Below are 24,241 nucleotides of genomic sequence, written 5' to 3' on the forward strand. Positions count from 1 at the left end.
TGGGTGACCGTCGGACAGGATGGCGACATGCGGATCAGACCGGTCGGCGCGCACGCCCTCCTGCTCGACCTCACCCCACCGCCGACACCCAGTCCCGGCGACGCCACAGCCCCGGGCGGCAATGCCGACGGCGGGACGGTCGCCGGGCTGGTCGAGGCGTGGCGAGCCGAGCTGTGGCGTCGTCGCGCGCAGGGCGACCTAGTCGCCACCGAGATCGTGCCCGCCGCCACGACCGTCCTGCTCGACGGCGTGCCGGACCCCGGGAGCACCGCCACCCGAATCGCCCGCTGGACCCCCACCCTCCGCCCCGAGCCCACGCCCGGCGCGGCCTACCCCACTCCACCCCGTCGATCATGGAGTTGTGGCTGCGACAAAGAGTCACACAACAAGACAAAATCTCGACCACAACTCCATGATCGACGCAGGGAGTCCGCGGCGGACCTTGCGGTGGAGCTCGCGGAGGACCTCGCAGCGGCGAGGTCCTCGGCAGGGGGCGGGGCGGGGGACGGGGACGCGGTGGGGGCTAGTAGCGGTGGTGGGGGGCTGGTTGAGGTTCCGGTCAGCTTCGACGGGGAGGATCTGCCGCGGGTCGCCGAACTTTGGCGGGTGGACGTACCGGCGGTGGTGCACCAGCTGCGGGAGACCGAGTTCCGGGTGGCGTTCTGTGGCTTCGCGCCCGGCTTCGGGTACCTCACCGGGCTGCCCGCCGAACTGGCGGTGCCCCGGCTGGCCACCCCCCGTCCCCGGGTACCGGCCGGTGCGGTCGGGCTGGCCGGGCCGTACGCCGGGATCTATCCGAGCGCTTCGCCCGGCGGCTGGCTGCTGGTCGGACGGACCGGGCTGACCCTGTTCGACGTGACGGCCGATCCGCCCGCCCTGCTCACGCCCGGCACCCGCGTCCGGCTGGTGCCGGCGTGACCGGCGGCCCGCCACCCGCTGGCGTGACCGGCGGCCCGCCACCCATCGGCGATTTTTCCGCTGCGCCGCCGCGAGGGGAGATCGAGGTGCTGCGGGCCGGGGCGTTGACCACGGTGCAGGACCAGGGACGTGTCGGCTGGGCCCACCTGGGGGTGCCGCGTTCCGGTGCACTCGACCCGGCGGCGCTGCGGCTGGCCAACCGCCTGGTCGGCAATCCGGAGTCGGCGGCCGGACTGGAGATCACGCTCACCGGCTGCGACCTGCGGGTGAACCGGGCCACCACGGTCGCGGTGGTGGGCGCCGAGGCCGACGTGTGGATCGGTCCGCGGCCCGGCGACACCGGTCGCCCGTTGGCCGTACCCGGCGGGACGGTGCTCCGGATTGGCCCCGCCCGACGGGGTCTGCGCTGCTGGCTGGCGGTGGCCGGAGGCATCGCGGTCGACCCGGTGCTGGGCAGCCGGTCCACGGACACGCTCGCCGGGCTCGGGCCGGCACCGCTGCGCGACGGTGACCTGCTGCCGCTGGGTGTCGCTCCCGGACCGCCCGCGCCGGTCGATCTCACCGTGCCACCGTCGTTCCCGGCGGAACTGCGCCTCACGGTGCGCCTCGGTCCTCGGCAGGACTGGTTCACCTCGGCGGCGCTGGACCGGCTGCTCGGCACGGCGTACCAGGTGAGCCCGTTGAGCAACCGGGTCGGTGCGCGACTGGCCGGCGCGCCGCTGCCCCGCGCGGCGGCCGGGGAACTGCCCAGCGAGGGCATCGTCCTCGGCGCGGTGCAGGTGCCGGCGGACGGCCAACCGTTGGTCTTCCTCGCCGACCATCCCACCACCGGTGGCTATCCGGTCATCGCGGTGGTGGACGACGTGACCCTGCTCGCGCAGGCCCGTCCAGGCACTACGGTGAGATTTTATGGACCTGAACGCTGACCTCGGTGAGGGATTCGGTACCTGGCGCCTCGGCGACGACGAGGCACTGCTGGACCTGATCACCTCCGCCAACGTCGCCTGCGGCTTCCACGCCGGGGACGCGCCCACGATACGCCGGGTCTGCGCCACGGCGGCGCAGCGCGGTGTCGCGATCGGTGCCCAGGTCGGCTACCGGGACCTCGCCGGCTTCGGCCGGCGGGCGATCGCGTACGAGTTCGCCGAATTGCGTGACGAGGTGCTCTATCAGCTCGGCGCGCTCAACGCGTTCTGCCGGGCGTACCGCACCGGGGTCCGCTACCTGAAGCCGCACGGGGCGCTCTACCACGCGGCGGCGGGCGAGGAGATGCCGGCGGCGGCAATCGTCGCGGCGGTCGACGACTTCGACCGGGACCTGCCGCTGCTCTGCCCGCCCGGCTCGGTGCTGGCCCAGCTCGCCCAGGGTGCCGGGATGCGCGTGGTGGCCGAGGGGTTTGCCGACCGCAACTACCTGCCCAACGGGAGGCTGGTGCCACGTACCTCGGCCGACGCGCTGGTCACCGACCTGCAGGAGGTGGCAAACCGGGCGGTTCGGATGGCCACCGAGCGGGCGGTGATCGCGGTGGACGGGAGCACGATCCCGTGCGTCGTCGAGTCGATCTGCCTGCACGGCGACAGCCCCGGGGCGGTCGCCGCCGCGAAACTCGTCCGCGCTGCCCTCATCGACGCCGGAGTGACGCCGACCGCGTTCAGCTGAGTGATGTTAGGAGGGGTCCCCTGCTATACCGCAGGCGTTAACAGGGGGCCCTTCCTTTCACCGAGGTGTCAGCCGGCGTCCATGCCGCGCAGGACCAGCGGGAGGCGGGTGGGGCCGTCGGCGACCACTCGAAGCGGGACGCCCCAGTCCTGGCGGGTCAGGTGGCAGGCCGCGTGCTCCACGTCCGCGTCGCAGGTCGCCGCCTGGGCGGTCACCTGGAGCACGCCGTCGGTCACCGAGCCGTCGACCACCAGGCGGCGGGACAGCTCGGTGCCGGTGCCCGCCCCCTCCACCAGCAGCTCCGGCGGTGACGCGGAGACGACCAGCCGGGTCGACGGGCCGTACGTCTCGTCCAGCTTCTGCCCCGGCGCCGGAGTGAAGACGACGTCCAGCACGACCTCCCCGGCGGCCAGGTCGGTCGGCTTGCGCTCAGCGCGGTGCCGGGGGCCGTCAACGGTGTCCGCGCCGGCCGCCGAGAGCGCACCCGGGGCCAACAGGGTGATCCGGTGCGCGGACGACTCCACCACCAGCACCGCGCCGTCGGGCGTGAGCACCAGGTCGCTCGGTTCGCCGAGTCCGGTGGCCACCGTGGAGACCCAGTCGGCCGCCGGGTCGTAGCGGCGCACCGCGCCGTTGTAGGTGTCGGCGATCAGCACCGACCCGTCGGGCAGCGCGCAGACGCCGAGCGGATGCTGGAACAGCGCCTGCGCCGCCGGCCCGTCCACGTGACCGAAGTCGAACAACCCCTGACCCACGGCGGTACCCAGGACGCCGTTCTCGACGTACCGGACGGCGCTGGTCTCGCTGTCGGCGATCCAAAGGCGGGTGCCGTCGGCGGAGACCGAGAGGCCGGACGGCTGCGCCAGCCACGCCTCGTCCAGCGGCCCGTCCCGCAGCGCCTCCACGGTGGTGCCGGCGTACATGCCGACGGTGCGCTTGATCGGGTCGAACCACCAGAGCTGGTGGATGCCGGCCATGGCGATCACGATCCGGTCGTCGTACCAGGCAAGATCCCAGGGGGAGGAGAGGTCGATGGAGAGCGCGTCGTGCGCGTGGTCGTCGACCGTGGAGCGCCACTGCCGGCCGGTGCCGGCCACGGTGACCACCTCACCGCTGGCCAGCCGTACGCCGCGCAGCAGGTGGTTGACGGTGTCGGCGACCACCAGGTCGTAACCGGCGACCTCGGCGACGTGCTCTGGCAGCAGGCACAGGCCCTGCGGCTCGGAGAAGGTGGCGGCCCCGGCCGGCCCGTCGCCCCGGCCCCGACTGCCGGTGCCGATGGCGCGGACCACCGTCTCGCCGTCGTCGGCCAGCTCGACCACCCGGTGCCGGGCCGAGTCCGACACCAGCAGGCCGCCGTCGGGCAGGGCCACCGCCTTGCCCGGGAAGCGCAGGGTCGTCCGTGGCTCGGCCGGCGGCACGTACGGGCCGTCGCCCCGGCGCAGCGTGCCCTTCGCCTCGTGGGTGGCGATCAGGTCGTCGATCAGTCGGGCCAGCCCCTCGGCGTGGCCCTCGCCGGCCATGGTGGCCACCACGTACCCCTCCGGGTCGACGACCGCGAGGGTCGGCCAGGCGCGGGCCGCGTACTGCTGCCACATGTCCAGCTCGGGGTCGTCGAGCACCGGGTGATGCACGCCGTACCGCTCGACGGCGGCGGCCAGGGCGTCCGGGTCCTTCTCGTGCTCGAACTTGGGTGAGTGCACGCCGATCACGACGAGGACGTCGGCGTACTTCTCTTCGAGCGGGCGCAGCTCGTCCAGCACGTGCAGGCAGTTGATGCAGCAGAAGGTCCAGAAGTCCAGGATCGTGCAACGACCCCGCAGATCCGCCAGACGCAGGTGCTTGCCGCCCGTGTTCAACCAGGCCCGCCCTCGAAGCTCGGGTGCCCGTACGCGTGCACTCATGGACCCCATCGTGCCCTACCGGCGGGCACCGACCGGCCGGACCTCGCCCGTCTGCTGCGGATCCGAACACCGAGGGCGGGGCACGGTCAGTGTGCCCCGCCCTCGGTGTGACGCGATCAGCTCTCGGTTGCCGGCTTCAGGCAGAGGAACGGGTTCGTCGAGACGCCACGGAGCTCCACCAGCGGCATGGCCGGGTCGGGGCAGCTGTCCTTCGACTCGACCTTGGACACCACGGTGAACGCGTCCGTCTCGCCACAGTTGGCGGACACCGCGCTGTTACCGGACCGCTTGACACAGGAACCGACCGCCGGGTCGAAGTTGCCCGCCTCGTTCGATCCGCCGATCTTGCCGAGAAGCAGTAGCAGGCCGAGCGGGATGGCGAGGATGAGCACGGCGGCGACCAGCACCGCGGCGAGGACCCGACCGTTGCGGACCTTCGGCGCCGGGGTCTCCGGAGCCGGCTCGGCGACCGGCTTGAAGGAGTCGAAGCGACCCTGTTCCGAGTCGGTCGACCCGGAGTCGGTGCCGGTGTTCGCGCCCCACTGCGGCGGGGCCTGCCCCGGCGGCGGGAACGCCGCGGTGTGGTCGGTGCCAGGCTCCGGACGTTTGGTGCCGTAGGTGCCCCCCGGACGCTCGGACGGACCGCCGAAGCGGTCACCGCCCGGACCGCCGAAGGGGTCGCCACCGGGCGGACCGCCAAAGCGGTCACCGGGTGCGCCGCCGAAGGAGGGGGCAGCGCCCGGGCCGCCGAACGGGTCGCCACCGGGGTGGTCGCCGAAGCGGTCGCCGCCGGGCGGGCCGCCGAACGGGTCGGCGGGGCGTTCCGGCTCCGGGTGCGGCTTGGTGCCGTTGACCGGGCGGTTGGTCGGCGGCGAGTCGGCGAAAAAGGGCATCCCTGCTGGGAAGGCCGGTGGCGCCACCGGTGGGCCGGGAGCAGCGGACCCGGAGAAGGCGTTCGGCCCGCCGGCCGGTGGCTCGCGGTCGGCGAAGTGTGGCTCCGGGCTCTGGTCGAACCGGGGTACCGGTGGCTCGTCCCGCTCCGGGGTCGACTCGCCGGGCTGGTCGGTGTGGGCAGGGCGGCCGTACACCCGCGACTGCGGGGAGGATGACCCGCCAGGGTGTGCCGAGTGGTCGGCGGGTGGCGTCACCCGGCTGGCCAGCGGCACTGACGCGCTCGCGGAGACCCCGCCGGGGGCGGCCGCCGGCGGGATCGCCCGGCCGGCCTCGGGGGAGGTGCGGGGCGCGGGGATGACCGGCGCGGCAGCCGACTGCGGGTCGTCGTGCCGTGGCTCGGGTTGGCCCCAGGCCACGCCGCCGTCCGGCTGGTCGCCGGGGCGGTTGCTGGGCCCGGCCTGGTCGATGCCGTACGCCGCCGGCTGGCCGTAGTCGGTGGGCTGGCCGTAGTCGGCGGGCGGCGCGGCGGCCAGGCTGGCCCCGGGCACCCGCTGCTCCTGCGGCGGCAACGGCACCTTGTTGTTCGGGGAGATGCCCGGGGCCGGCGCCGGCTGGTAGATCGGGGTGTCCCCGGCCCGGCCCGGGGCTGCGACGTCGGCCCGGCCGGAGCCGGCCTCTGCCGATCCTCCGCTGCTGCCCCACGCCTCGCCGGGCGCCCACGGCTCCACATCGGTCAGCGCGGGTCGGTCGGCGGTGGTACGCGAGGGCAGCGGCTCTCCGCCGGGTGCCCAGGTCGGTGGCGGGCCGGCGTCGGCGGGGCGGGCCGATCCGCTGGCGGATTCGGCTGGGGCCCACGCCGGGGCGGACTGCTCCGCCGACGCCGGCGACCACTGCGGTCGCTCCTCGGCCGCCGCGCGGGCGCTTGCCCAGTCGGCCGGCGCGTCCGGCTGGGGGGTGGCCCAGTCGGGCTGTGCCGGGCGGTCGCCGCCCTGGTGCCAGCTCTCGGCTGGCTGGTCGCCGGGCCAACCGGAGGCGGGCTCCCGCTGTTGGCCGGTGGCCCAACCGGGCTGTTCCTGCTGCTCGGACTGCCACGCGCCGGGTCGGCCCGGCTCGTCGACACCGGGCTGGTGCGGTGCCGGGGGGTGGGGTTGGGGAACCTGTGCGGTGGCCCGGGCCGGGGGTTCTGCGCGTCCCGCTGCCGGCGGGTCGGCCGGCGCCCAGTCGGGCTGTGCCGGCTCGGCCGAGGGCGCGGCACCCCATCCGGGGGTGTGATCGCCGCCTCGTGGTGCGGCGGCCCACTCCGGCTGCTGGCCGGCACTCCAGCCGGTGGGCTGCCCCGTGGGCGGCTGCGCGGCGGCCCAGTCGGGCTGACCGGACGTGGGCTGGTGGGGCGTCCACTCCGGCTGCTGGGGAGCGTCCGATGTGGTGGGGCCGCCCCAGGTCGGGTTCTGCTGTCCGCCGGTGGCCCAGGCGGGCTGGTCCGGAGTGGACTGCGCGGCGGGCGTGGCCCAGGTCGGTGGGGCCTGGTCGGCCTGGCCGGGCCACTGCTGCTGAGCCTGCTCCCAGTTGCCGGGGGGCGGGGAGTCCGCCTGTCGGGTCGCCTGCGCGCTGCCCCACTGGGCACCCTGCTGGTTCGCCCAGGAGGGTGCGGGTGCGTCGGGTCGCAGGGGCGGTGGGGGAGCCCAGCCGAGGTCGGGGGCGGTTGCGCCGTACCCGCCGTCCGGCTGAGCCGATCGGTCGCCGTACGGCACCGGTCCGCCGCCCGGCGGCACCTCGTCCGGCTCCTGGCCGGGGCGGTGCGGGCCCTCGGACGTCATGTGTGCGCCTCCTCCATCACATGTCGGCCGCCGTCGCCGATGGTTTCGGCAGGCAGCCGGCGGGTGCCGGCGTACCGGCCGTGCCGGCTCCCCGCACCGTATCCCGGTGGCCGCCGAAGGGCTCTCGGGGAGCGTCCGTCGTCACCGTCCGTCGCCGATCGGTGTCGAGGTGCTTCTATCGCCTCGACCTCTCTCGGCCGTGGACGACGACCGTGCCCCACCGTACCGGGCGCTGCGGCGGGGCGGTATCCCGGTGTCAATGGCCGGTCGAACGCCGACGACCCGCCCGGGTCACCCCGGCGGGTCGTCGATCTGGAGGAGGTGATTAACGTCGTGTGGCGTCAGTGCATGTGACGCTGGGCGATGACAAGGATCTCGTCGCGGACCGCAGGCGAGTTCGCGGAGCGTAGGGCCCGCTCGATGGCGCGGGCGCGGCGGCTGGCGTCGCGGCGGCTACGGATTCGCTCGATCATGCTCATGGGGGTTCTCCTCCTGCTATTCGGTTGTCGGCCCCTCGATGTCCCTATTGAACCTCATGCTCGGCGGAACATCCAGCGATTCTTAGGTGAGCTGTGCCACCAGCCTACGAATCTAAGGTCGCCTGCCGTAGTGATGAATTTTTCTTCAACAAACGGCAACGGCCGGTGTGCCGGGCGTTGACCCGTGGCACACCGGCCGTCGCGGAGCGGATCAGGTCCAGGCGAGCAGCGCCGCCTCGGGGTCGGCGAGGAAGTCGCCGATGTCGCGCAGGAACTTCGAGCCCAGCTCACCGTCGATGATGCGGTGGTCGAAGGAGAGGCCGAGCGTGGTGACCAGGCGCGGCTTGACCTTGCCCTTGTGCACCCAGGGCATTTCCCGGACCGCGCCGAAGGCCAGGATCGCCGACTCTCCCGGCGGCAGGATCGGCGTACCGGTGTCCACCCCGAACACCCCGACGTTGGTGATGGTCAGGGTGCCGCCGGACATGTCGGCCGGTGAGGTCTTGCCGGCCTTCGCGGTCTGCACCAGGTCGGTCAACGCGTCGGCCAGCTCGCGCAGGGTGAGTCGACCGGCGTCCTTGACGTTCGGCACGATCAGGCCCCGCTCGGTGGCTGCCGCGATACCGAGGTTGACGTACTCCTTGACGACGATCTCGTCACCGGCCCAGGTCGAGTTGACCATCGGGTGACGTTTGACCGCCAGCAGCACCGCCTTGGCGACCAGCAGTAGCGGTGAGACGCGTACGTCCCGCCACTCCCGCCGGCCGCGCAGCCGGTCCAGCGCCTTCATCGCCCGGGTCACGTCCACGGTCAGGAACTCGGTGACGTGCGGGGCCGTGAAGGCGGAACGGGACATGTTCTCGGCGGTGAGCTTGCGTACCCCCTTGACCGGGATGCGCTGCTCGCGGTCGGCGCCGAAGCTCGCCGCCGCCGCGAGCGCCGCGGTGACCGTCAGCGGCTCCGCCACGGCCGGTGCCGCCGCCCGCTGCACGTCCTCGCGGGTGATCGAACCCGACGGGCCGGACCCGGTCAGCGTGTTCAGGTCCACGCCGAGATCCTTGGCGAGCTTGCGCACCGGCGGCTTGGCCAGCACCGCGCCGGCGAGCCGCCCGTTGCCGTTCACCGCCGGAGCGGGCGACACCGGCGCGACCGGAGCCGATGCGGGTGTGGCCGGAGTCGATGCGGGCGCGACCGGTGCCGCAGTGGCCTGGGCCGGGACGGCGCCCTTGCGGGGGCGGCGCTTGGCCGCAGTGGTCCGTGGGCCGTAACCGACCAGGACTGCGGTGCGGCCACCCGGCGCCGGACCGCCGATCAGGCCCGGCTCCACCGCGCCCTCGGCTGGCGCAACCTCGACGGCCGCCAGCGAGGCCGCCGAAGGGGTGGGCAGGTCACCGGCGGGCGTGCCGGTCGTCGAGGACTCGATCGGCCCGGCCCCCGGATCGGTGTCGATCGCGATGATCGGCGTACCGACCTCGACCGTGGTGCCCTCCGGGTGGAAGATCGCGTGGACCTGACCGGCCCACTTCGCCGGGATCTCCACCGCCGCCTTGGCGGTCTCCACCTCGACGATCGGCTGGTTCAGCTCGATCGTGTCGCCCACCTTGACGAGCCAGCCGAGGATCTCGCCCTCGGTCAGGCCCTCGCCCAGGTCGGGCAGGTTGAACTCCTTGATCCGGGACATGCCGCTCACCAGCCGAAGGTGCGGTCGACGGCGTCGAGCACCCGGTCGAGGTCGGGCAGGTACTCCTCCTCCACCCGGGCGGCCGGGTAGGGGGTGTCGAAGCCGGCCACCCGCAGCACCGGGGACTCCAGCGAGTAGAAGCACTCCTCGGTGATCCGGGCCGCGATCTCCGCACCGAGACCCACGTTGGACGGTGCCTCGTGCACCACCACCGCACGGCCGGTGCGCCGCACCGACTCGTAGACCACGCCGAGGTCCAACGGGGAGAGCGTGCGCAGGTCGATGATCTCCAGCTCACGGCCGTCCTCGGCGGCGGCGGTCGCCGCGTCCAGGCAGGTCCGCACCATCGGGCCGTACGCCAGCAGGGTGACGTCGGCACCGGCCCGCGCCACCCGCGCCGAGTGCAGCGGGTACGCCTCGGAGATCGGGGCGTCCAGGTCGACCTGCCCCTTCTCCCAGTAGCGCCGCTTCGGCTCCAGGAACACGATCGGGTCGTCCGAGGCGATGGCCTGCTGGATCATCACGTACGCGTCCTGCGGGTTGGCGCAGGAGACGACCTTCAGCCCGGCGGTGTGCGCGAAATACGCCTCGGGAGACTCCGAGTGGTGCTCCACCGCGCCGATGCCGCCGCCGAACGGGATGCGGATCACCATCGGGATGTTCAGCTTGCCGCGCGAGCGGTAGTGCATCTTGGCCACCTGCGACACGATCTGGTCGTACGCCGGGTAGACGAAGCCGTCGAACTGGATCTCGCAGACCGGGCGGTAGCCACGGATGGCCAGGCCGACCGCGGTGCCGATGATGCCGGACTCGGCGAGCGGGGTGTCGATCACCCGCTGGTCGCCGAAGTCCTTCTGCAAGCCGTCGGTGATCCGGAAGACGCCGCCGAGCTTGCCGACGTCCTCGCCCATGATGACGACCTTCGGGTCGTTCTCCAGGGCACGGCGCAGACCGGTGTTGAGGGCCTTGCCGAGGGTGAGCGTCTCCGTGGCCATCAGTGCGCGCTCCCCTCGAACGACTCCAGGTACCGGCTGAACTGCGCGCGCTGCTCGTCCAGCAGCGGCGACCCGTTGGGGTAGACGTGGTCGAAGAGGGTGGTGGGCTCCGGGTTCGGCATGGCCAGCACCCGCTCCCGCAGGTCCACGGCCTCGCGGCGGGCCTGCTCGTCGATCTCGGTGAAGAAGCCGGCGTCGGCGATCTTCTCGCGTTCCAGGAACGCCTTCATCCGGGCGATCGGGTCCTTGGCCTGCCAGGCCTCGACCTCGCTGGCGATCCGGTAACGGGTCGGGTCGTCGGAGGTGGTGTGCGCACCCATCCGGTAGGTGTACGCCTCGATCAGGCTCGGGCCCTGCCCGTGCCGGGCGTTGTCCAGCGCGTGCCGGGTCACCGCGTACGTGGCCAGCACGTCGTTGCCGTCCACCCGGATGCCGGGGAAGCCGAAGCCGGCGGACCGCCGGTAGAGGGGGATGCGGGTCTGCCGCTCCAGCGGCTCGGAGATGGCGTACTGGTTGTTCTGGCAGAAGAACACCAGCGGGGCGTTGAACACGCCGGCCCAGACGAACGACTCGTTGACGTCGCCCTGGCTGGTGGCGCCGTCACCGAAGTACGCGATGACCGCCTCGCCGTCGTCGGTGCCGGTCTTGCCGTCCATCGCGACGCCCATGGCGTACCCGGTCGCGTGCAGGGTCTGCGCCCCGATGACGATCGTGTACATGTTGAACTTGAACTCGTTCGGGTCCCAACCGCCCTGGTCGACCCCGCGGAACAGGCCCAGCGGCATGATCGGGTCGATGCCCCGGCAGTAGAGCACGCCGTGCTCGCGGTAGGTGGGGAACGCCATGTCCTGGGTCCGCAGCGCCCGGCCGGAACCGACCTGGGCCGCCTCCTGGCCGAGCAGGCTCGCCCAGATGCCCAGCTCGCCCTGCCGTTGCAGGGCCGTCGCCTCGGCGTCCAGCTTCCGCACCAGCACGAGGTCGCGGTAGAGGCCGCGGTACTCCTCGTCGGTGAAGTCGACGCGGTACTCGACACCGTCCGGGCCGGTCACGCTGTCGATGCGCGCACCCTCCGGGGTGAGCAGTTGTACCAGTTCCGGGTCGCCGGTCACGGCTTTCCTGGATCGGGGTGCGGCTCGCCGGCCGCGGGGGCCGGCCCCCGGGTCGCCCTTTGCCATCCGTCTCTCCCTGTCGTGTCTGCGTCGGCACCGGGGGGTCACCCGGCCACGCGACTCGTGCGCCCGCCCCGGCTGGTGCCGGGATCGGTTTCTGGCGGCCACGCATAGCCCCGGTAGGGGTTGCCGCGTGGCGTGAGCCGGATTCATGGCCGAACCCGGTTCGGGAGCGCCGGCGCCCAGTCGCGCCTACCGCGTGGGTGCGCGGAGGTCCCGGCTGCGCTGCCGTCGTGGCTCCATATTCGCATCAGAGGTGAGCCCTCCCACACTCCACCTGCGCCGCATCCCGGTACCGGTCCGCTTCGTTACCTGAAATGCCGGTGTGCCGGGTCGAACGCCGCGCGACCGATCCGGTGATGGTTTGCCACCATTCGGCCAGATAAGCATGTCGACACGCGGTGTGGGGTTGGCTGACGGAGAGTCACTGAACCACGCTGTTCGCGCGGGCCCCGAACCAGCTCAGGCGGTCCGCCGGGGCTGCGTCGGCGGCCCCGGCCAGGGTCGACGACGAGGAGTGCGCGGTGTCCGAACCAGGTGAGGGTCCCGGAGGGCCGTTCCTCGGCCGGCACCCGGCACCCGGCGGTTACCGCCGGGTGGTGGGCGCCCACCGTGCCGCGCGTACCGCCACGCCGTCGCGGGGCTACCTGCTGACCGTGGCGCTGCTCGCCGGGACGGCCTCGATGCCGGTGCTCGCCGCGATCAGCACCGGGTCGGCGACGGTCGGCAGCACCGCGCTGCCGGGCAGCAGCACACCGCCGTTCATCCCGACGCCCTCGATCGGCCCGGTGGTGATCCCGCCACCGCCCGGCGGTGCCCCGACGACCGTGGCGCCGGCGCTGCCGTCGGTCGGCCCGGCCGCCCCGCCCACCGGCCCCGAGCCGGCGCGGCGTCCGATGCCCGCCGCACTGCCGTTCGCGCCGCCGCCGGGCCACCGCCCGGAGCCGCCGGCCCCGCGCCCCGCGCCCCGACCGCCCGCCACCAAGCCGCCCCCGGTGCCGTCCCCGGCTCCGACACCGAGTCGTACGCCGAGACCCACCCCCTCGCCGAGCCCGCCGCCGACCGCGTCGCCCTCGCCGTCGCCGACGGACCCGCCCTCCTCCCCGACGGCCTCGGCCGACCCGAGCATCTCCACCGACCCGGGCACCACGCCGGATCCGTCGGAGTCCACCGGCCCGACCGCCTCGGGTGGACCGACGGAGTCGACCGGCCCGACCACCTCGACCGGCCCGACCACCTCGACCGACCCGCCGTCCGAGCGCTGAGAGCCCGGGGCTTCAGCCCTGGCTCGGGCGCGGCGGGTCGGGTCGCAGCATCGGTGGAGCGGCCCGCCGGCACCAGGAAGCCCGGCGTGCTGGTCACCTTGCGATGGAAGTTGCGCGGGTCGAGGACGGTCCCCAGACCGTCTCGTAGACCGCCCGTAGCTGGGCCACCGTGAACTCGGCCGGGCAGAACGCGGCGGCCAGCGGCGTGTACTCCAACTTGGCCCGGGCCCGCTCCAGGCCGTCGGCGAGGATCCGCTCGTGGTCGAAGGCGAGCTGACCCGGGTCCAGCCGCGCCAGCGGAAGCCACTCGGCCGAGGCGGCGTCCGTGCCGCCGCCGATCAGGCTCGCGTGCTCGCTGCCGCCGAGGCCGAGAAGGACCGGATGCTGGCCGCCGCGAAGGCCGAGGGCGTACGCGCCGTCGGGCACGCCGAGGCCGAGGCGGAGGCGGCCCGACTGGCCGCGTACGCGGAGCTGCCGCCGGACGTGCTGCGAGCCCTGACCGTCCGGGAAATCGCCGGTCAGTTGCCGCAGATCGGTCAGCTCACCGTCACTCCGGACATGCTGACCGACCTGCTCGGTCGGCTGGAACCCGGCCGATGAGCGCCGACCGGGCCCCGACAGGTGGGCCGGGCCGGGATTGGCCCCCCGCGTGGTGATGGTCAGCCGTCGCAGCGAGCTGGACGAGCTGCTGGCCCGACACGGCACCCGGGCAGCCGCCGACTGGTACCTGGCCGCCCGGGGACGGTCGCTGGCCGAGGTGGTCGACCGGCACGAGGCACTGGCTGCGGCGCTGACCACGGTCGGCGCCACCGTGCCGGCCGACTGGCGGCGCGGCGCGGTGGACCGCGACGACCTGCCGCGCTTCCTGTTCGCGCCGGAGGACATCGTGATCGCCGTCGGGCCGGACGGACTGGTCGCGAACGTGGCGAAGTACCTGACCGGGCAGCCGGTGATCGGAGTCGACCCGGAGCCGGGCCGCAACGCCGGGGTGCTGGTCCGGCACCGGGCGGACGGGCTGGCCGCGCTGCTGCCGGCGGTGGCGGCGCAGCGCGCGGTGACCCGCTCCCGGGTGACGGTCCGCGCCGCGCTCGACGACGGGCAGCAACTTCTCGGCCTCAACGAGGTGTACATCGGCCACGCCTCCCACCAGTCCGCCCGCTACCTGCTCTCGGTGCCGGTGGACGGGCGCGAACGACGGGAACGGCACTCCTCCTCCGGCGTGGTGGTCGGCAGCGGTACGGGGGCGACCGGCTGGTGCGCGTCCATCGCACGCGACCGTCCGGGGGCACCGCGCCCGCCCGCGCCGGAGGAGGCGGCGCTGTGCTGGTTCGTCCGGGAAGCTTGGCCGTCCCCGGTGACCGGCGTGGGTCTCACCGCCGGCCGCCTCGACGACGGCGACCGGCTGGAGTTGACCGCCGAGTCCGACGGTCTGGTGGTCTTCGCCGACGGTCTGGAGGCCGACCGGCTCACGCTCGACTGGGGGCAGCGCCTCACCGTCGACGTCGCGCCCCGCCGACTCACCCTGGTCGAGTCGTGACGCGTTCAGCCGTCGTCGGCGAGGCGGTGCCGGTTGGCCTCGATCCAGGCGTCCAGGGCGGCCGGGTCGTCCGGGTCGACGCCGTCGGCCATCAACTGGGCGACGGCGGCGGTCGCCGGGCTGCGCCGCTCACCGGTGGCGTAGAGCCGGACGAACTCCGGCACCATCTCCTCGATCGCGGTGTCCGTCGCGGTCGCCGCCGACTCGGGCAGTCCGCGCTTGCGGGCCGCGTACCCGGCGAAGGCGCGCAACACCCGGGGCAACATCGCCGCGTCGTCCATGTCCAGTACGGCCCGCCGGTGCACCCAGTCGAGCAGGAACAGTCCGGCCACGGTGGGGCTCCAGCGCAGCGGGTCGGCGTCCGGGAAGGTGGCCGCGTGGTCGAGCACCAGGCCCAGGCAGAAGTGCAGGGAGGCGAGGTCCCCGCCGTCGATGCTGTCCAGTCCGGCCCGCGCCGCCTCCGGCGAGGCCAGGAATCGCCGGACCAGGTCGGACCGCTCGGCCTCCGGCAGCGGTTCGCCGTCCGTCCGGTCCGGTGCCGACGGTGTGGTCGGTAGCACCGCCAACCGGGCCCCGACCAGGGCACGGTCGGTGGCCAGCGAGCCCGCGCCCGGCAACTGCCCCAGCCGGTCGGTCAGCGCCAGGTGCCGGCTCACCTCGTCGCGCATCCGGGTCGGGTCCTCCTCCCGGAACCAGGTCAGCTCGTCGTCGGCGCAGAGCTGCCGGACCTGGTCGAGGATCCGCGCGGCCGGCCCGCCAACGAAGACGTCCTTGGTGATGCCGATGTTGTGGTCGACCAGGGCCACCAGCGCGTGCTCCGGGCCGCCGGTGGCGTCGTCGTAGGCGAAGGTGGCCAGGTAGGAGGTCTGGTCGCCGTACACGTCGCCGTACGCCCAGGCGCCGGTGAGGTGCACCTTGCCGAGCTGCCCGGACCAGGCCGGTGCGGTGGCGCCGGGGCGTACCCGGTCGGCGCCGGTGGCGTCCGGCACCAGGGCGGCGAAGACCGCGCGGACGGTGGTCGCGGCGGCGGCCCGTCGTCGCGAGGTGGCGGCGAGGAACCCGCCCACGAACTCGCGTATCGCCGTCTCCCGGTCGGTCTCCGCCACCTCGTAGACGCTGCCCAGGAGGGCCGCGCCGAGCATCTCCGCGTCCAGCGCCGAGTCGAGCTTGGTCACGTCGCGAGCGGCGTGCAGCACCGCGTCGTAGGGGGTTTGAGGCGTGGCCATGACCCGACACTACGCCGCCGGCCGCGCAGTCACGTGCCGAGCGGACCGACCGGCGTGGTCGTGCCGGGGCTCAGCGGTGCCGGGCCACCTCCAGCACGGTCCGGGCGTCGGCGTGCGCGGCGATCACCGCCCGCACCGGTGACAGCACGAACTCCTCGCCGACCTGGCCCATCGCCCCGGCCAGTCGGGCCTCGGCCCGTCGGCGCGCCCGCCCGGCCGCCCACCGGCTGATCGGCCGGGTCAGGGCGGCCAGCAGCAGTCCGGCCAGTGATCCGCCCAGCAGCAGCAGCGTCGGCACCGGCACCTCGCCGACCATCGGATGTTGCAGCTCGGGCAGCCCCAGGAACCGCAGCGCGTAGCCGAGGAACAGCCAGCCCAGACCGGCCACGGCCGCGACGGTCACCAGCCATTGCAGTCCGCCGACCAGCCGCCACCAGGTGCGGGGGCGGTTCAAGCCCAGGTCGGTGCCGGCGAGCGCGCGGTCCAGCGCGTCCGGCAGGTCGGCGAGGCGCGAGCGGGCCGCCGCGCTCACCGCCGCCGGCCAGGCGCTCGGCAACCCTTCACCGGCCCGTTCGGCCACCGTACGCAGCGCCAGGGCCAGCGCCGACTTGTCGGCCGCGCCGGGCTCGGGTACGGACGTCGCGGCGGCCAGGGCCTGCGCGGGGTCGTCCGAGTGCTGTGGACCGGGCAGGTGCAGCCGGCGCAGCGGATCGGGTCGCAGCCGTCGCCAGAGCCGCACCAGCGGCCAGCCGGTACTCGACGCGGCCCGGTGCCGGTACGCCTGCTCGACCGCGGTGAGCACCGTCGGCACCCCGGCCACCGCACTCAACGCCCGGTCCAGCTTGGCCACCGCGGGGTCGTTCGCGGCGAGGGCGGACCGGGGTGCCCCGACCATCTCGTCCAGCGCGTCGACCACCGCGTCCAGGTCGCCGTTGAGCCGGCGCAGTACCGCCTGCCGCTCGGCGACCGTACGTTCCAACTCCGCCCGGAGCACCTCGGGACCGCTCGGGTCGACGATCGTGGTGGCCAGCAGCGGCACCCCGTCCAGCCCGTCCGCGTCGAGTAGTCGGCGCAGGTCGGCCAGCACCCGGGGCACCTCGGGCGGGGGCAGCCGGTCGGCCTGGTTGAGCACGACCAGGGTGACGTCCCGGTGCCGTTGGAACTCGCGCAGGTAGGCGCCGTGCACCACCCGGTCGGCGTACTTCTCCGGGTCGACCACCCAGACCACCAGGTCGACCAGGCCGAGCAGCCGGTCCACCTCCAGGCGGTGAGTGTGCTGCACCGAGTCGAAGTCCGGCAGGTCGAGCAGGATCAACCCGTGCAGGGTGGACTCGTCGTCGCCGTCCAGCAGGCTCTCCCGGACGAACCGGTGCTTGGGCAGCACGCCGAGCCAGTCCAGCAGCCGGGTGCCGCCGTCGAGCGGTCCCCACACGCAGGCGTGGGTCACGCCGGTGGTCGGGCGGCGTACCCCGACCGGCGACAGGTCCATCCGGGCCATCGCGTTGAACAGGCTGGACTTGCCGCTGCCGGTCGCCCCCGCCAGCGCGACGACGGTGTGGTCGCGGGAGAGCGACAACCGGGTGCCGGCCCGTTCGACCAGGGTGCGTGCCGGGCTCAGCGGGGTGTCCGGCAGGTACCCGTCGACGATGCCGAGGAAGCGGTTCACCGCCTCCAACCGGGCGACCAACTGGTCCGCGTCCACCCGTCCGTCGCTGATCCGCAACGCCTCCCGCAGGCGTCCCCCCATGCCCGTCACGCCGCCGCCCCACTGTGGTCCTCCGTGGCGAAGCCGCTGCGCGCCCGGGCCGCCTCCACCTGCGCGGCCGCCTCGCGCAGCGCCGTCGCGTGCCGGGCCGCCGGCCGGGCCTGGTCGGTCCGTTCCAGATACCGGGCGGCCTCGGTGTCGAGCAGCGCGCGCACCCGGTCCAGCAGGTCCTCCCGGGCCTTGGTGGCCAGCGTACGCACGGCCTGGTCGCCGAAGATCGCCTGAAGCACTGCCTGCCCGGCGACGGTGGTGCCGGCCCCGGTGGCGACCTCCAAACCGGTCGGGATGAACGCCGTCGAGGCGAACACCGCGATCATGACGGCCAACCCGGTGGCGTTGACCGCGTATGCGGCCGTCCGGGCCACGAAGCGCCGGTCCCCGCCCTCGGCCCGGACCAGCTCCAGCACCCCGCGTTGCCAGTCCCGGACCAGCCGCTCGGCCCGCTCGGGCAGGTCGGCCGAGTGGTGCGCGAGACCCGGCGTGAGTAGTGCGGCGCCGGCCGGATGCGCCTTCCACCCGGTGTACGCGTGCTCGGCCGCCTCGGCGGCCACGCCCCGCAGCAACGTCGTCAACTGGGACTCGATGGCGTCGCGCAACTCGACGGCGGGGGCCGGGCGGCGGCTGAACGTCGCCGTGAGGCGGTCGCGCAGCCGCCCGATCCTCGCCTCCAGGCTGCGGAAGAAGTCGCTGGTGCCGATGAACTCCTGCCATCGGGCGAGCACCTCGCCCCGGAGCAGCCGCCCGTCGCGCAGGCCCTGATCGACCATCCGGTTCGCGGCCCGGTAGGCGGCCAGCACCCGTTCGTCCAGGGCGTCGGCGGCGGTGACCTGCTCGTCGGCGGCGACGGCCAGGCTCTCGACCGACGGTGCCAGCGCCGCCAACGCGCCACCCAGGGTCTGCCGGACCACCGCCGCGCGGGCGTCCGCGTCGGCGGCCAGCCGGGCGAACCAGTCCGCCAGCGGCGCGGTGATCCGGTCCGGCAGCAGCCCCTGGCCGTCCACCCAGGTCTCCGGCAGGACGAACAGGGGCGCCGCCCCGAGATTCTGCTCGGCGAGCATCTCGGCGAGGTGGGCGGCGACCTCGTCGGTGGCCTCGGCGGGCACCCGGTCGAGCACCAGCGCGATGACCGCGCCCCGGGCCTGCGCCCCGTGCAGCAGTTCCCACGGCACGGCGTCGGCGTACCGGGCGGCGGTGGTGACGAAGAGCCAGAGGTCGGCGGCGGCGAGCAGTTGGTTGGCCAGCGCGCGGTTGGCGTCGACCACCGAGTCGATGTCGGGGGCGTCCAGGAACGCCAGCCCGGGGGCCAGGGCCGGGGCGGTGACCAGATGCAGCGAGCGCGGATCGTCGGTGGGCTGGTTGGTGCGGGTCAGCCCGGGCAGCAGCTCGCCACGACGGAACCAGGGCGAGTCGGCCGGATTGCAGACCAGGACCGGGGACCGGGTGGTCGGCCGCAGCACTCCGGCGGCGCTGACCCGCGCTTGGACCAAGCTGTTGACCAGGGTCGACTTGCCGGCCCCGGTGGACCCGCCGACCACGACGAGCAGTGGCGCGTCGAGGCGGGAGAGCCGGGGCAGCAGGTAGTCGTCGAGCTGGTCGGCGAGGGCGGCGGCCGTCCGGCCGGAGGGCTCCGCCGAGGGCAGGACCAGCGGGAAACGCGCCGCTCCGATCGCGGCCCGCAGGCTGGTCAGCGCGGCGGGCAGGGCGTCGTCCCCGATGGCCGCAGGCCGGTCCTCCCCGCCGGTGGAGCCGGTGCGGGCTGCGACGGCGGGCGTGCCGAAAGGTGAGGCGGAATCGCCGTTCGTCGTCACCGCTAAAGCGTGCCCGACCGACACAAGGTAAGACAACCAGTCGGTATTGAACGGTGACTTGCGCCAACCCGACTCAACCTTGACTTGACGTTTCCGGGGAGCATGGCACTATTGAGTCAAGTTCACTCAACTTGAGGTGGGGTCGCTGTGGGTGACACCGCCGGTCAGGGCGACGGGGGGCCCGTCACCTGCTCAACGTTACGAAGCGAGGAAGCGAAGATGGCACGTGCGGTCGGTATCGACCTCGGCACGACGAACTCCTGCGTCAGCGTCCTGGAGGGCGGTGAGCCCACCGTCATTGCCAACGCCGAGGGCTCGCGGACGACCCCGTCGATCGTCGCGTTCGCCCGCAACGGCGAGGTGCTCGTCGGCGAGGTGGCCAAGCGGCAGGCGGTGACGAACCCGGACCGGACGATCCGTTCGGTCAAGCGGGAAATCGGCACCAACTGGTCCGTCGACATCGACGGCAAGAAGTACACCCCGCAGGAGATCTCGGCCCGGACGCTGATGAAGCTCAAGCGGGACGCCGAGGCGTACCTGGGCGAGCAGATCACCGACGCGGTGATCACCGTTCCGGCGTACTTCAACGACGGCCAGCGTCAGGCCACCAAGGAGGCCGGCGAGATCGCCGGCTTCAACGTGCTGCGGATCGTGAACGAGCCGACCGCGGCCGCTCTGGCGTACGGCCTGGACAAGGGCTCCAAGGAGCAGACCGTCCTGGTCTTCGACCTCGGTGGCGGCACCTTCGACGTGTCGCTGCTGGAGCTGGCCGAGGGCGTCATCGAGGTCAAGTCGACCAGCGGTGACAATCTGCTCGGCGGCGACGACTGGGACCAGCGGATCATGGACCACCTGGTGAAGACCTTCCGGGGCGAGCACGGCATCGACCTGTCGCAGGACAAGATGGCGATGCAGCGGCTCAAGGAGGCCGCCGAGAAGGCCAAGATCGAGCTGTCCGCCGCCACCACCAGCAACATCAACCTGCCGTACATCACCGCCGGCTCCGCCGGCCCGCTGCACCTGGACGTGACGCTCAGCCGGGCCGAGTTCCAGCGGATGACGCAGGACCTGCTGGACCGCTGCAAGGGCCCGTTCGAGCAGGCCGTCAAGGACGCCGGGATCAAGGTCTCGGACGTCGAGCACGTGATCCTGGTCGGCGGCTCGACCCGGATGCCGGCCGTGACCGAGCTGGTCAAGCAGCTCACCGGCCGCGAGCCCAACAAGGGCGTCAACCCGGACGAGGTCGTCGCCGTCGGCGCCGCCCTCCAGGCCGGTGTGCTCAAGGGCGAGGTCAAGGACGTCCTGCTGCTCGACGTGACCCCGCTGAGCCTGGGCATCGAGACCAAGGGCGGCATCTTCACCAAGCTGATCGAGCGCAACACCACCATCCCGACCAAGCGGTCCGAGGTGTTCACCACCGCCGACGACAACCAGCCGTCGGTGCTGATCCAGGTCTTCCAGGGTGAGCGTGAGATCGCCGCGTACAACAAGAAGCTCGGCACCTTCGAGCTGACCGGTCTTCCGCCGGCCCCGCGGGGCGTGCCGCAGATCGAGGTCACCTTCGACATCGACGCCAACGGCATCGTCAACGTGCATGCGAAGGACCTGGGCACCGGCAAGGAGCAGAAGATGACCATCACCGGCGGCTCCTCGCTGCCGAAGGATGACATCGAGCGGATGCGCCGGGACGCCGAGGAGCACGCCGAGGAGGACAAGCGCCGTCGCGACGAGGCCGAGAGCCGCAACGTCGCCGAGGCCCTCCAGTGGCAGACCGAGAAGTTCCTCGCCGAGAACGGCGACAAGCTGCCCGCCGAGAACCGCGACAAGCTGAACGAGGCGCTCGGTGAGCTGCGCGGCGCGCTCGGCGGCAGCGACATCGATAAGATCAAGTCGGCGCACGAGCGGTTGGCGCAGGTCTCCCAGGAGGCCGGCTCGCTGCTCTACGCGCAGCAGGCCGAGCAGGCCCAGGGCGGCGAGGCGGGCGGCGCGGCCGGTGCCGGTGCCGGTGCCCCTGGTGCTGGCGCCGCTGGTGCGGCCGGTGCCACCGGCGGTCCGGCCGGTGGCGCGCGGCCCGGCGCGGACGATGTGGTCGACGCGGAGATCGTGGACGAGGACAAGAAGTGACGGTCCCGGCCGAGTCGATCTCCACGGGCAGAGGGATGAGGTAGTCGCATGACGGAGAAGCCACGAGCCGCTGACCCGGGCGACACCGGGTCGGCGCCGGGTGGCTCGGCGTCCGAGCCGGCCGCCGGTGAGACGCCGCGCGTCGTCATCCGCAACAACCGCAAGATCAGCCAGACCCGCGAGCCGGAGGGGACGGCGACCGACGCCGGCTCCGCCGTACCTGCCGAAGGGCTGGTCGAGGACGCCGAAGTCGTGGTCGACGCGATGGAGGTCGAGGCCGAGGCGCTGAGCGAGCCGACCACTGAGGGCCCGCCGGTGGTGGACTCCCCGGCCAAGCCGGTCGGGGAGCCGTCCGAGGCAGCCGGTCGCGGGCTCGGTGCCGAGGTGGAGGCGCTCCGCGTCGACCTGGAGGAGCGCACTCGGGACCTGCAACGGGTGACCGCCGAGTACGCCAACTACCGCAAGCGGGTAGAGCGGGACCGTGGTCTGGTCACCGAGCAGGCGACCGGCTCGGTGCTGGCCGCGTTGCTGCCGATCCTGGACGACCTGGACCGGGCCCGGGAACACGGCGACCTGGTCGGTCCGTTCGGTTCGGTGGCCGAGCAACTCACCACCGCGCTGGGCAAGTTCGGGCTGACCCCGTTCGGCGAGCAGGGCGACCCGTTCGACCCGACGCGGCACGAGGCGGTGGCGCACCAGACCTCGGCCGACGTCACCGAGCCCACCTGCGTGCAGGTGATGCGTCGGGGCTACCAGATCGGTGAGCGGTTGTTGCGGCCCGCGATGGTCGCGGTCGCCGACCCGGAATAGTCCACGACGGTGACCGGGCCGTCCCACCCGCCGACATCCGGTGGGTGGGACGGCCCGGAGCCGGAGGTGGGGAGGAGGTGGACGGTTGAGTTCCAAGGACTGGATCGAGAAGGACTACTACGCGGTCCTGGGTGTGGCGAAGACCGCCTCCGCTGACGAGATCAAGAAGGTGTACCGGAAGCTCGCCCGCGAGTCGCACCCGGATCACAACCCCGGCGACCCCAAGGCCGAGGAGCGCTTCAAGTCGGTCTCTGAGGCGTACGCGGTGCTCGGTGACGACGCCAAGCGCCGCGAGTACGACGAGATGCGCTCACTGTTCGGCTCGGGCGCGTTCCGGCGCGGCGCCCGCCAGGCGGGCCAGCCCGGCGGCATGCCGTTCGACGTCTCCGACCTGTTCGGCAACGCGCAGTCGGCCGGTGGTGGCCGGTTCGCCGGTGGCGGCATCTCGGACCTGTTCAGCTCGATCTTCTCGGGCGGCGCGGGTGGCGGGGGTGCTCCCGGTCCGGCCCGGGGCCGCGACATCGAGACCGAGGTGGCGCTCGACTTCGACGACGCGGTCCGAGGGGTGACTCTGCCACTGACGCTGCGGGCGCCCGGGGTCTGCGACACCTGTCACGGCAACGGTGCGAAGCCGGGCACGGTGCCGAGGACCTGCCAGGTCTGCCACGGCGCCGGGGTGACCCACCGGAACCAGGGTGCGTTCAGCCTCGCCGAGCCCTGCCGAAACTGCCAGGGCGTCGGGACTGTGGTCGACGAGAAGTGCCCGGAGTGCCAGGGCACGGGCGGGGTCACCAAGACCCGTACGCTCAACGTCCGTTTTCCGGCCGGGGTGGCCGACGGGCAGCGGATCCGGCTGGCCGGCCGGGGCGAGCCGGGTGAGCGCGGCGGCCCGGCCGGTGACCTGTTCGTGCACGTCAAGGTACGGCCGGACGAGCTGTTCGGGCGCTCCGGTGACGACCTCACGCTGACCGTGCCGATCACCTTCGCCGAGGCGGTGCTCGGCACCGATCTGCGGGTGCCGACGCTCGACGGCGCGGTGACCCTGCGGGTGCCGGCGGGTACGCCGAGCGGGCGGATCCTGCGGGCCCGGGGCAAGGGCGTGAGCCGCCGGGACGGCCAGACCGGGGACCTGCTCGTCACGCTCGACGTGGTGGTGCCGGCCCGGGTCTCCGACGAGGCACGTGCGGCCCTGGAGGCGTTCGCCGCGCAGACCCCGCCACCGGCGCGGGAACATCTCGACGCGCGGGTGCGTCGGAGCGGATGATCGGTGAAGCGGTGCGGAGGTGAACGGGATGGACGGATTCGTCGGTTCGGATGACCCCACCTATGAGGCCAAGGTGCTGATGATCTCGGTCGCGGCGCGGATGGCGGGGATGCACCCGCAGACGTTGCGGCAGTACGACCGGCTGGGCCTGGTGCAGGCCGGCCGGGCAGCCGGTGGCGGTCGCCGCTACAGCGTGCGGGACGTGGTCCTGCTGCGCGAGGTGCAACGGCTCAGCCAGGACGACGGTGTCAACCTGGCCGGGATCAAGCGGATCATCGGCTTGGAGCGGCTGTTCGAGCAGGCCCAGCAGCGGGTCGCCCAGTTGGAGGCCGAGCTGGAGGCCGCGTACCGCCGGATCGCCGAGCTGGAGTCGCTGGCCCGTTTCCCCGGGCGCGACCTGGTGCCGACCAACCAGACCTCCACCGCCCTGGTGGTCTGGCGTCCCCGCCGCAGCCCCGGCCGCTGACGATCGATCCGGCCCCGGTGCGGTGGAGACCGCGCCGGGGCCGTCTCGTGTCCGCAGGCCGGACCCGCCGAATCCACCCCGTCCCGCGCCCGTCTCCACTACCCTGAAAATCACGTGCAAACGACTCAATTCGGACTTCGATGCTGGCGAGGGAGCCATGACGGACGCGGCGAGGAAGGTAGCCGAACAGGCGGAACGCCGGCTCGACCGGTTGTCCGAGAACGTCCAACGGCGGTTCGACCGGATCACCAAGGGGCGCTTCGCCGACCAGATCCGCAGCGGCCGGTTCAGCGGCCAGGGAGCCCGATCCACCGGCCCGGCCCCGTCGGGCGGCCGGTCCGCCGGCCCGGGTCAGGGGCGAGCAGGTCACGGCGCCGGACGGGTACGCACCGACCAGCACCGCCGGGAACACGGCGGCCCACCCCGCTGAGGACCGCGCACGTACGGGCCGGGAGCCACG

The 24,241-nt window shown here is 73.4% G+C and carries 21 protein-coding genes; 10 read left to right on the forward strand and 11 right to left on the reverse strand.

Annotation, left to right across the window (positions count from 1 at the left end; all coding sequences use genetic code 11):
* Positions 1-27 precede the first annotated feature (27 nt).
* From ID554_RS14375 to ID554_RS14385, 3 genes are read left to right on the forward strand one after another with little or no spacing between them, the layout of a single operon-like run.
* A complete protein-coding gene (locus tag ID554_RS14375) occupies positions 28-918 on the forward strand; it encodes a 5-oxoprolinase subunit B family protein (protein ID WP_117228055.1) in 891 nt (296 codons plus the stop codon).
* Positions 915-1,844 (forward strand): biotin-dependent carboxyltransferase family protein, encoded by a 930-nt coding sequence (locus tag ID554_RS14380; RefSeq protein ID WP_396888526.1) that lies wholly within the window; start codon positions 915-917, stop codon positions 1,842-1,844. The genes ID554_RS14375 and ID554_RS14380 overlap by 4 nt, the downstream gene beginning before the upstream one ends.
* Entirely contained in the window at positions 1,828-2,577 is a 750-nt protein-coding gene (locus ID554_RS14385) for a LamB/YcsF family protein (protein WP_117227992.1), read from the forward strand. The genes ID554_RS14380 and ID554_RS14385 overlap by 17 nt, the downstream gene beginning before the upstream one ends.
* Before the next feature lie 68 nt (positions 2,578-2,645).
* On the opposite strand, the gene ID554_RS14390 is transcribed toward ID554_RS14385, so the two are convergent.
* The 8 genes from ID554_RS14390 to ID554_RS14425 all read right to left on the reverse strand — a co-directional run bounded on the left by ID554_RS14390 (position 2,646) and on the right by ID554_RS14425 (position 13,207).
* On the reverse strand, positions 2,646-4,481 hold the full coding sequence (locus ID554_RS14390; RefSeq protein ID WP_117227993.1) for an NHL domain-containing thioredoxin family protein: 1,836 nt from the start codon (positions 4,479-4,481) through the stop codon (positions 2,646-2,648).
* Positions 4,482-4,597: 116 nt separating this feature from the next.
* Positions 4,598-7,192, reverse strand: a complete 2,595-nt coding sequence (locus ID554_RS14395; protein ID WP_117227994.1) for a hypothetical protein — start codon at positions 7,190-7,192, stop codon at positions 4,598-4,600.
* A gap of 341 nt (positions 7,193-7,533) precedes the next feature.
* Positions 7,534-7,671 carry a hypothetical protein gene (locus tag ID554_RS14400; RefSeq protein WP_162854370.1) on the reverse strand — a complete coding sequence of 46 codons (138 nt, stop codon included), beginning with the start codon at positions 7,669-7,671 and terminating at the stop codon, positions 7,534-7,536.
* A gap of 211 nt (positions 7,672-7,882) precedes the next feature.
* The gene (locus ID554_RS14405; RefSeq protein WP_117227995.1) at positions 7,883-9,352 is read right to left on the reverse strand and encodes a dihydrolipoamide acetyltransferase family protein; all 1,470 of its coding nucleotides are present in this window, start codon (positions 9,350-9,352) and stop codon (positions 7,883-7,885) included.
* 5 nt (positions 9,353-9,357) lie between these two features.
* Positions 9,358-10,347, reverse strand: coding sequence for an alpha-ketoacid dehydrogenase subunit beta (locus tag ID554_RS14410; protein ID WP_117227996.1), 990 nt, complete (start codon positions 10,345-10,347; stop codon positions 9,358-9,360).
* A complete protein-coding gene (pdhA, locus tag ID554_RS14415) occupies positions 10,347-11,522 on the reverse strand; it encodes a pyruvate dehydrogenase (acetyl-transferring) E1 component subunit alpha (protein ID WP_117227997.1) in 1,176 nt (391 codons plus the stop codon). Before pdhA ends, ID554_RS14410 begins: the two co-directional genes overlap by 1 nt.
* Positions 11,523-12,159: 637 nt before the next feature.
* The gene (locus ID554_RS14420) at positions 12,160-12,753 is read right to left on the reverse strand and encodes a hypothetical protein (protein WP_191088958.1); all 594 of its coding nucleotides are present in this window, start codon (positions 12,751-12,753) and stop codon (positions 12,160-12,162) included.
* 121 nt (positions 12,754-12,874) lie between these two features.
* Positions 12,875-13,207 carry a hypothetical protein gene (locus tag ID554_RS14425; protein ID WP_396888527.1) on the reverse strand — a complete coding sequence of 111 codons (333 nt, stop codon included), beginning with the start codon at positions 13,205-13,207 and terminating at the stop codon, positions 12,875-12,877.
* Between ID554_RS14425 and ID554_RS14430 the strand changes: the two genes are divergently transcribed.
* Positions 13,163-13,381, forward strand: a complete 219-nt coding sequence (locus ID554_RS14430; RefSeq protein WP_147333447.1) for a hypothetical protein — start codon at positions 13,163-13,165, stop codon at positions 13,379-13,381. The two genes, ID554_RS14425 and ID554_RS14430, sit on opposite strands and share 45 nt — an antisense overlap.
* Positions 13,382-13,436: 55 nt before the next feature.
* Complete coding sequence (locus ID554_RS14435; protein WP_117228056.1) at positions 13,437-14,318, forward strand: hypothetical protein; 882 nt, start codon at positions 13,437-13,439, stop codon at positions 14,316-14,318.
* 5 nt (positions 14,319-14,323) lie between these two features.
* Here ID554_RS14435 and ID554_RS14440 read toward each other — a convergent pair whose 3' ends face one another.
* The 3 genes from ID554_RS14440 to ID554_RS14450 form a co-directional block, all read right to left on the reverse strand.
* Entirely contained in the window at positions 14,324-15,544 is a 1,221-nt protein-coding gene (locus ID554_RS14440; RefSeq protein ID WP_117227998.1) for a hypothetical protein, read from the reverse strand.
* A gap of 70 nt (positions 15,545-15,614) precedes the next feature.
* A complete protein-coding gene (locus ID554_RS14445) occupies positions 15,615-17,291 on the reverse strand; it encodes a GTPase family protein (protein ID WP_117227999.1) in 1,677 nt (558 codons plus the stop codon).
* A 5-nt stretch (positions 17,292-17,296) separates the two neighbouring features.
* Positions 17,297-19,117, reverse strand: coding sequence for a GTPase domain-containing protein (locus tag ID554_RS14450; protein ID WP_117228000.1), 1,821 nt, complete (start codon positions 19,115-19,117; stop codon positions 17,297-17,299).
* Positions 19,118-19,336: 219 nt separating this feature from the next.
* On the opposite strand from ID554_RS14450, the gene dnaK reads away from it, so the two are divergent.
* From dnaK to ID554_RS14475, 5 genes are all read left to right on the forward strand, one after another.
* Positions 19,337-21,241 carry a molecular chaperone DnaK gene (gene dnaK, locus ID554_RS14455; RefSeq protein ID WP_117228001.1) on the forward strand — a complete coding sequence of 635 codons (1,905 nt, stop codon included), beginning with the start codon at positions 19,337-19,339 and terminating at the stop codon, positions 21,239-21,241.
* Between the two features lie 48 nt (positions 21,242-21,289).
* Complete coding sequence (gene grpE / locus ID554_RS14460; protein ID WP_117228002.1) at positions 21,290-22,051, forward strand: nucleotide exchange factor GrpE; 762 nt, start codon at positions 21,290-21,292, stop codon at positions 22,049-22,051.
* An 85-nt stretch (positions 22,052-22,136) separates the two neighbouring features.
* A complete protein-coding gene (gene dnaJ / locus ID554_RS14465) occupies positions 22,137-23,315 on the forward strand; it encodes a molecular chaperone DnaJ (protein ID WP_117228003.1) in 1,179 nt (392 codons plus the stop codon).
* 28 nt (positions 23,316-23,343) lie between these two features.
* Complete coding sequence (locus ID554_RS14470; RefSeq protein WP_117228004.1) at positions 23,344-23,781, forward strand: heat shock protein transcriptional repressor HspR; 438 nt, start codon at positions 23,344-23,346, stop codon at positions 23,779-23,781.
* 157 nt (positions 23,782-23,938) lie between these two features.
* Complete coding sequence (locus ID554_RS14475; protein WP_117228005.1) at positions 23,939-24,211, forward strand: hypothetical protein; 273 nt, start codon at positions 23,939-23,941, stop codon at positions 24,209-24,211.
* Positions 24,212-24,241: the final 30 nt, after the last annotated feature.

The sequence above is a fragment of the Micromonospora craniellae genome, assembly GCF_014764405.1.
Taxonomy (GTDB): domain Bacteria; phylum Actinomycetota; class Actinomycetes; order Mycobacteriales; family Micromonosporaceae; genus Micromonospora; species Micromonospora craniellae.